The 7,261-nt window shown below is 31.2% G+C and carries 5 protein-coding genes and 1 rRNA gene; 2 read left to right on the top strand and 4 right to left on the bottom strand.

Features of this window, described 5'->3' with window-relative positions; translation table 11 throughout:
• The 4 genes from ELQ12_RS07380 to ELQ12_RS07365 all read right to left on the bottom strand — a co-directional run.
• A 16S ribosomal RNA gene (locus ELQ12_RS07380) occupies positions 1–78 on the bottom strand; the annotation flags it as partial.
• Between the two features lie 585 nt (positions 79–663).
• Positions 664–1,695, bottom strand: a complete 1,032-nt coding sequence (locus ELQ12_RS07375; RefSeq protein ID WP_202032343.1) for a type II asparaginase — start codon at positions 1,693–1,695, stop codon at positions 664–666.
• 100 nt (positions 1,696–1,795) lie between these two features.
• Positions 1,796–3,367, bottom strand: a complete 1,572-nt coding sequence (recJ, locus tag ELQ12_RS07370) for a single-stranded-DNA-specific exonuclease RecJ (protein ID WP_002866784.1) — start codon at positions 3,365–3,367, stop codon at positions 1,796–1,798.
• Positions 3,354–4,985, bottom strand: coding sequence for a CTP synthase (locus tag ELQ12_RS07365; RefSeq protein ID WP_002866785.1), 1,632 nt, complete (start codon positions 4,983–4,985; stop codon positions 3,354–3,356). Before ELQ12_RS07365 ends, recJ begins: the two co-directional genes overlap by 14 nt.
• Before the next feature lie 119 nt (positions 4,986–5,104).
• Between ELQ12_RS07365 and thyX the strand changes: the two genes are divergently transcribed.
• Together thyX and ELQ12_RS07355 are read left to right on the top strand one after the other, a co-directional pair.
• Complete coding sequence (gene thyX, locus ELQ12_RS07360) at positions 5,105–5,728, top strand: FAD-dependent thymidylate synthase (protein WP_002860160.1); 624 nt, start codon at positions 5,105–5,107, stop codon at positions 5,726–5,728.
• 119 nt (positions 5,729–5,847) lie between these two features.
• Entirely contained in the window at positions 5,848–7,233 is a 1,386-nt protein-coding gene (locus ELQ12_RS07355; protein WP_002866786.1) for a cation:dicarboxylase symporter family transporter, read from the top strand.
• Positions 7,234–7,261: the final 28 nt, after the last annotated feature.

Here is a 7,261-nt window from a genome sequence, read left to right as displayed (position 1 = left end):
GAAGCTTCATCGTTCGACTTGCATGTATTAGGCACGCCGCCAGCGTTCACTCTGAGCCAGGATCAAACTCTCCATAAAAATTATAGATAGTTTAATCTTTTTCTTCAAAGAAAAAGTTATAAAAGATTAAAAGAAAAGCTTTTAATCTTTTTAAATTAGATTGAATAGATTTTACATAATTACTTATGCCTAAATCTTTCTGGCTCAATCGATCACTTATTTAGATTTCAAAGATTGACTAATAAGATTTGAATAACAATACTAAATTAAAAGAACAAAACAAAAAATCATTTTTAAAAGAAAAGTTTTTAAATTAAAAAACAAGATTTATAAAAAAGCTTTTAGTTTATAAGATAAAAACCAAAAGAGTTAATTTATAAAATCTACTAAGCTAGTGAAACTTTATAATTTAAAAGATTTTAAGTCCTTTTTTCAAAAAAAAGGAAATGAAAGTATAACCAATTAAACTTAAAAGGGGATTAAATAAAGGATTAAATAGTATAAATATTTGTGTAAGTATTTATATAAGTATTTGGTGGGTTGAAAAATGGGGGTTATATTTTAATGATAATAAAAAATGCAAGATATAATATACTATTATTAGGATTAAAAGGCTTGACTTAGGGAAGATAATTTCCCTAAGTTTAGAAATATTTAAAAAATTTAATATTTTAAAAAATACTCTTGAATTTTTTTAGGATCACTTGTTTTTGTAAGCGCTAACATAAGTAAAACTCTTGCTTTTTGAGGGTTTAAATCTTCAGCACTAATAAAACCTAATTTTTTATCTGAATCACTCACAGCAACACGCCCTGCCACAACCCTTGAACTTACAACAACATCAAGTCCTTTTTTCATAAGCTCTTTTAAAACATTTTTTTGATCTTCATGTATACTTCCTGCACCACTACCTGCAACAACTATACCCTTAGTTCCATGTTCAAATAAAGCTTTTGCAGCGACACCACTACCATCATTTGAATAGCTATAAAGAATATCTACTTTTGGCAAACTTGTGAGTTTGCTTACATCAAAAGGAGCGTTTTTTGTATGAGCTTTAGTAACATTATTATAGAAAAAGACTTTACCATCTACTATATAACCCAAATCCCCAAAATCAGGAGAAGAGAAAGCATCAACATTTAAACTATGGGTTTTTACCACGCCTCTAGCACTTAAAATTTTATCATTCATAGCTACCATAACACCCTTACCCTTAGACTCTTTATCAGCAGCTAATGCTACAGCATTGTAAAGATTTTTTGGCCCATCTGCACTTATAGCAGTTGATGGACGCATAGCGCCAACTAAAACTACAGGCTTATCGCTTTTAATGGTTAAATTTAAAAAATAAGCAGTTTCTTCCATAGTGTCAGTACCATGAGTTATAACCACACCATCCACCCCTTCGGCAAAAAGCTTATTGATTTCTTTAGCGAGCTTTAGCCAAATTTCATCACGCATATTTGAACTATCGATATTTGCTATTTGTTCCCCGCTAATATTAGCTAAATCTTGAATTTGTGGAACTGCTTTGATTAAAACATCTACACCAACAACCCCAGCTGTATAACCTGTTGTGGCAACAGCACTATCAATAGAACCTGCTATCGTTCCACCTGTTGCTAAAATAGCAATCTTTGGTTTAGCTTCTGCCATACATGCTCCTATAGATAAAAATACTAATACACACAATAGTAACTTTTTCACAATTCTCCCCTTATTTTGTTAAAATTCGTTTCATTAATGAAACTTATATAATATTAATAAATAATAAATAAAAATTTTATAAATTTTATAAAATTTCTTTAATAACAAATTGTGGAGTTACTAATCCTCTAAATTCATTCTTAGAAATACTTCCAAGCAAAGAAATATTTTGATTCAATTCTGGCTCTTTATCAAAATTAAAAAATAAAGCTTCTATGGTTTTATTTTCCTTGGTTAAAATAAGCTTTAAGTGTTTTTCATCTTTACCTAGAAGTTTTTTATTTTTTACACAAAGATTTTCTAAAACAAAAAAAGGTCGTGGATTTTTATGTCCAAAAGGTTCAAAAGATTCTAAAATTTCAAGCATTTCAAAATCAATTTCACTAGGTTCTAAGATTCCTAAAATTTCATCTGTATCCAAAAATTCACTTTCAGAAATTTGCGAACATTCTTTTTTGATTTTATTTTTAAATTGTTCAAAATTTTCAGAGTTTAAACTGATTCCAGCAGCACCTTTATGACCACCATAATTGCTTAATATAGAATTTGTCTTAGAAATTAAAGCTAAAATATCAATCTTGCCAACACTTCTTGCGCTACCTTTTAAGTGTTCTTCATTTTGAGAAAATACAAAAGCAGGTTTATTAAAATGTTTAGCTAAACGACTTGCTACAATCCCTAAAACCCCTTCATGCCAATTTAAACCCGATACCACAATACAAGAATCGTTTTCATCGATTTGATTTAAACTATCTTCAAAAAGCTGTTTTTCTTCATCTTTACGACTTTCATTAAAACTAACAATTTGCTCTAGATATTCTAAAGCTTTATTAAAATCTTTAGTGTGTAAAAATTCATAAGAAATACTTGCATCATCCATTCTTCCAGCACTATTTATAAGCGGAGCAATTAAAAATCCTATATTATCAAGAGCAAATTTATCCTTTTGATAATAATGCTTAATAGCCCGAAAAGCAGCTCTTTTAGATTTGTTAATATGATCTATACCACGCCTTACTAAAGCACGATTTAAATCTCTAAGCTCCATCATATCTGCAATAATTGCAATCGCCAAAAGTTCTAAAAATTTACTCATATCGTATTTAAGCTTGCAAACTTCTTTTAAAGCTGCTATCAAATACCATGCCACTTGAGCTCCACAAATTTCAATTTCTGGAAAATCACAATCTTTTTGCTTTGGATTGATAATGGCAAAAGCATCAGGCAAAACATCTTGAGGCATATGATGATCAGTGATAATCAAATCTATATTTTTTTCTTTGCAGAGTTTGGCTGCTTCAAGAGCAGCTATTCCATTATCTACTGTTATTATTAAATTCACATCAAGTTCGTTGATAATCTCAGCATTTAATCCATATCCATCTTTAAAACGATTTGGAATTCTTACTATATAATCAAAACCTATATCATCGAAAAATTCTGCCATAATAACACAAGAAATGATTCCATCAACATCATAATCCCCTACTATGGCGACTTTCTCATTTTTTTCTACAGCTTCTTTGATGCGATTAGCTGCTTTATATGCATCCTTTAAACAGCATGGCAAAGGCAGATCACAAAGTTTGGTATGCAAATCTTTTTCAAAGCGTGAAGCCAAAATTTTTTTAATTTCATTTTTATTAATTATCTTCATAGTTTATAGCTGCCTTGATAAAACCGCAAATCACAGGATTAACATGCTCAAGTCTTGATGTAAATTCTGGATGAAACTGCACAGCCAAGAAAAAAGGATGACAGTTAAGCTCAACTGCTTCGATCAATCCTTTGCTTTCGCCACTTACAATCAAACCGTGTTTTTCAAAATCTACCCTATATTTTGGATTTGCTTCATAACGGTGGCGGTGGCGTTCTTTTACACTTTTTGCTTCATTATAAACCTTAGCCAAAAGGGATTTTTCCTTGATATCACATTTATAAGCCCCTAAACGCATAGTTCCGCCTAAAGGAGTTTTTGCAGTACGAATTTGTTTTTCTCCATTTGTATCCATAAATTCATCAATCAAATAAACCACAGGATTTTGGCATTTCTCATCAAATTCACTTGAATTTGCATCTTTAAGTTTTAATACATTTCTAGCAAATTCCACCAAAGCAAGCTGCATACCCAAACAAATTCCTAAAAAAGGAATTTTATTTTCTCTTGCGTATTGAATGGCTTTTATCTTGCCTTCTACACCACGATATCCAAATCCCCCTGCAACTAAAATTCCACTCACATCTTTAAATACTTCAGCACTTTCCATATTTTCAAGTTTTTCACTATCTACCCATTTTAACTCCACTTTAGTATCTAGGGCTGCACCTGCATGTATAATAGCTTCAGTAAGGCTTTTATAGCTTTCTTTTAAATCCACATATTTGCCTACAAAAGCGATTTTAACTTCATTGCTTGGAGCTATAACTCTTTTTACCAAAGAGTCCCAATTTTCCATATTAGGTTTTAAATTTTTCAAATCCAAAATTTCAGCAATAGGACTTAAAATATCTTGCTTTAAAAAATTAAGTGGAATTTGATAAATACTAGCCGCATCAACACTTTCTATCACGCAATTTTTTTCCACCCCACAAGAAATAGCAATTTTATCTTTTAAATCTCTATCAAGAGCTTTTTCACTACGACAAATAATCATATCAGGACTAATACCTATGCGTCTTAACTCGCCTACACTATGTTGAGTTGGCTTTGTTTTTAATTCCCCTGCAGCCTTGATAAAAGGTACTAGAGTAAGATGAATATTCATAGCATTATTTTTACCCACTTCCAAACGCAAAGCACGAATGGCTTCTAAAAAAGGCAAGCCTTCTATATCCCCAACAGTTCCGCCTATTTCAACGATGAGTATATCTTTGCCTTCTCCTGCTTTTTTAATGCGATCTTTGATTTCTCCTACTATATGAGGGATAACTTGAATGGTTTTGCCAAGATATTCTCCACGCCTTTCTTTTTCAATCACACTTTGATAAACGCGTCCTGTAGTAAAGTTATTATCTTGAGATAAACTCTCATCCAAAAAACGCTCATAATGCCCCAAATCAAGATCCGTTTCTGCTCCATCATCAGTTACAAAAACTTCTCCATGCTCAAAAGGACTCATAGTACCTGGATCGACATTAATATAAGGATCAGCTTTTAAAATACTCACTTTAAGACCTGAATTTTTTAAAAGTGTTGCAATACTTGCTGCGGCTATCCCTTTACCCAAAGAACTTAAAACTCCACCTGTTACAAAAATATATTTTGTTTGTTTCATTGATAATAAGCCTTATTTTTTTATCTAATTATAACTTGATAAAACTTTTTATTTCATTAGAATTTTAAGTAAAAAATGCAAGAATTACAAAAAATATTTTTATCAAAAAAGGAATAAGCATGCAAATCACTTTACTTTTTCACACTCCATTATCTGTTTGTTCTCATGCAACAAGAACTTGTTGGCAAAGCTTTGAAAAAGGCGATTGCGGTGGCGAAAAAGATAAAGAACTTATCGATCGTGTGGGTAATAAATTCAAACACGCTTCAACCTTAGAGCATTTAAACTATACTTTTTATATACAAGGGATTTCAAGAGCTTGTTTGCAAGAAGTCGCAAGACACCGTCACACTAGTCCTAGTGTAAAAAGCACGCGTTATACCTTAAAAGAACTTCGCAATGAAGGTGAGTTTAAAATAGGAGATTTTGAAAATGCAAGCCGTTATCTTGTGCTTTGTGGTAATGAAGAGGTTGATAACGCAAGCATTAAAGCCTTAGAAAATTTACGCACTATTTTACAAAAAAGCATTAGTCTAGATATAGCCAAATACTGCTTACCAGAAAGCTATAAAACCGAACTTACACTAACGATTAATGCAAGAAGTTTACAAAATTTTATATCTTTGCGTAGTTCAAAATCAGCTCTTTGGGAGATTAGAAATTTAGCAAATGCTTTATTTGAAGCCTTACCACAAGAACACAAATTTATATTTGAACATTGCCTACATAAAGATATAGAATAAATCATACTAATTTTATCTTATTTAAAATATTTTTATGCTACCATTTATAAAATCAAGCTTTATGCAAGTATATTTTCATATACCTTGTGCTTGATTATAGTTTCTTATAAGGACTTTTTATGGATAAACAATTTTTTAAAGATTTTCTAATGCTTTCACAAGCTCATACTATAGCTACTCTTGCTATACTTTGTGTTGTTTTTTACGCATTAAAAAAAATGCGGGATATAAAAATCAATTTTTCTCTTCGCATGCTATTTGCGCTTTTAATGGGTTTGGGGTTTGGTTTTGCTTTGCAATATTTGGCAAATTTTCCAGATGCTAAAGAAGCAAGTAATATTCTTTGGTATAGTGAAACAAAACATTGGTTTGCATTTGTAAGTTCTGTTTTTGTAGCTTTTATAAAAATGCTGGTTGTTCCTCTTGTAAGCATTTGCATTATAAAAGTAATTATAGAAATTGATAAAAATATCAAAATATCCTCCTTGCTTGGAATAAGTCTTTTTTGGATACTCTTTAGCACAGCCATAGCTGCAACCTTGGGTATATTTTTAGGTTATAGTTTTGATTTAGGAAGTAATTTTGCCATACATGAAGGAGATAAACAAATTCGCGAAATTCAAACTTTTTCAAATATTATACTAGGGCTAATACCTAGCAACATCATTACGGCTATTAATAAAGAAAATATTATAGCTATTGTCATTTTTTCTTTTTTTATAGGAATTAGTGCTAAAAAAATTTCTAAAAAAGAAGAGTATGAACAAGCCTTTAAAAGTTTTCATAATTTTATCCTAACCTTTTATAATATTATGATGAACATGACTGCTACAGTTATTAGATTTATGCCTTATGCTGTAGTTTGTATGATGGCTAATGTGCTTTTAAGCAATGGTTTTGAAGCTATCAAAACAGCTGGACTTTTTATAATGCTTATTTATATGGCTATGTTTATAATGTTTGGGGTGCATTTTTTACTTCTTGCTTCACAAGGGTTAAACCCTATAAAATATGTAAAAAAAGCCTTTCCTGTATGGTTATTTGCATTTAGCTCAAGATCTTCTTTAGGCACTTTGCCTATGACCACTTCAACTTTACAAAATAAATTTGGAGTTAATTCAGCTATAGCTAATTTTGTAGCATCTATAGGTACAACAACAGGACTTAATGGTTGTGCGGGATATTTTCCAGCTTTAGCAGCAGTTTTTGTAGCTTTTGCTACACATACACATATTGATTTTACATTTGCTTTAATGATAGTTTTGGTAGCTGTTATTGGATCCTTGGGTATAGCTGGGGTACCTGGAAGTGCAACTATGGCAGCTTCTATTATGCTAGCAGGGATTGGATTTGGTAATAATTTTGTCATGCTAAGTTTGATTTTAGCCATAGATCCTATTATAGATATGGCAAGAACAGCAAGCAATGTCTCAGGAGCTATGACTTCGGCACTTTGTACTGCAAAAAATCTAAAAGCTCTAGATAAAGAAATTTACAATTCTTAATCTTTTAAAACCCAATGCTTTTCATTGG

The sequence above is a fragment of the Campylobacter sp. US25a genome, from assembly GCF_004379075.1.
GTDB classification, from domain to species: domain Bacteria; phylum Campylobacterota; class Campylobacteria; order Campylobacterales; family Campylobacteraceae; genus Campylobacter_D; species Campylobacter_D jejuni.
Note: the sequence above shows the minus strand (reverse complement) of the source record. Positions and strands in the feature narration are given on the sequence as shown.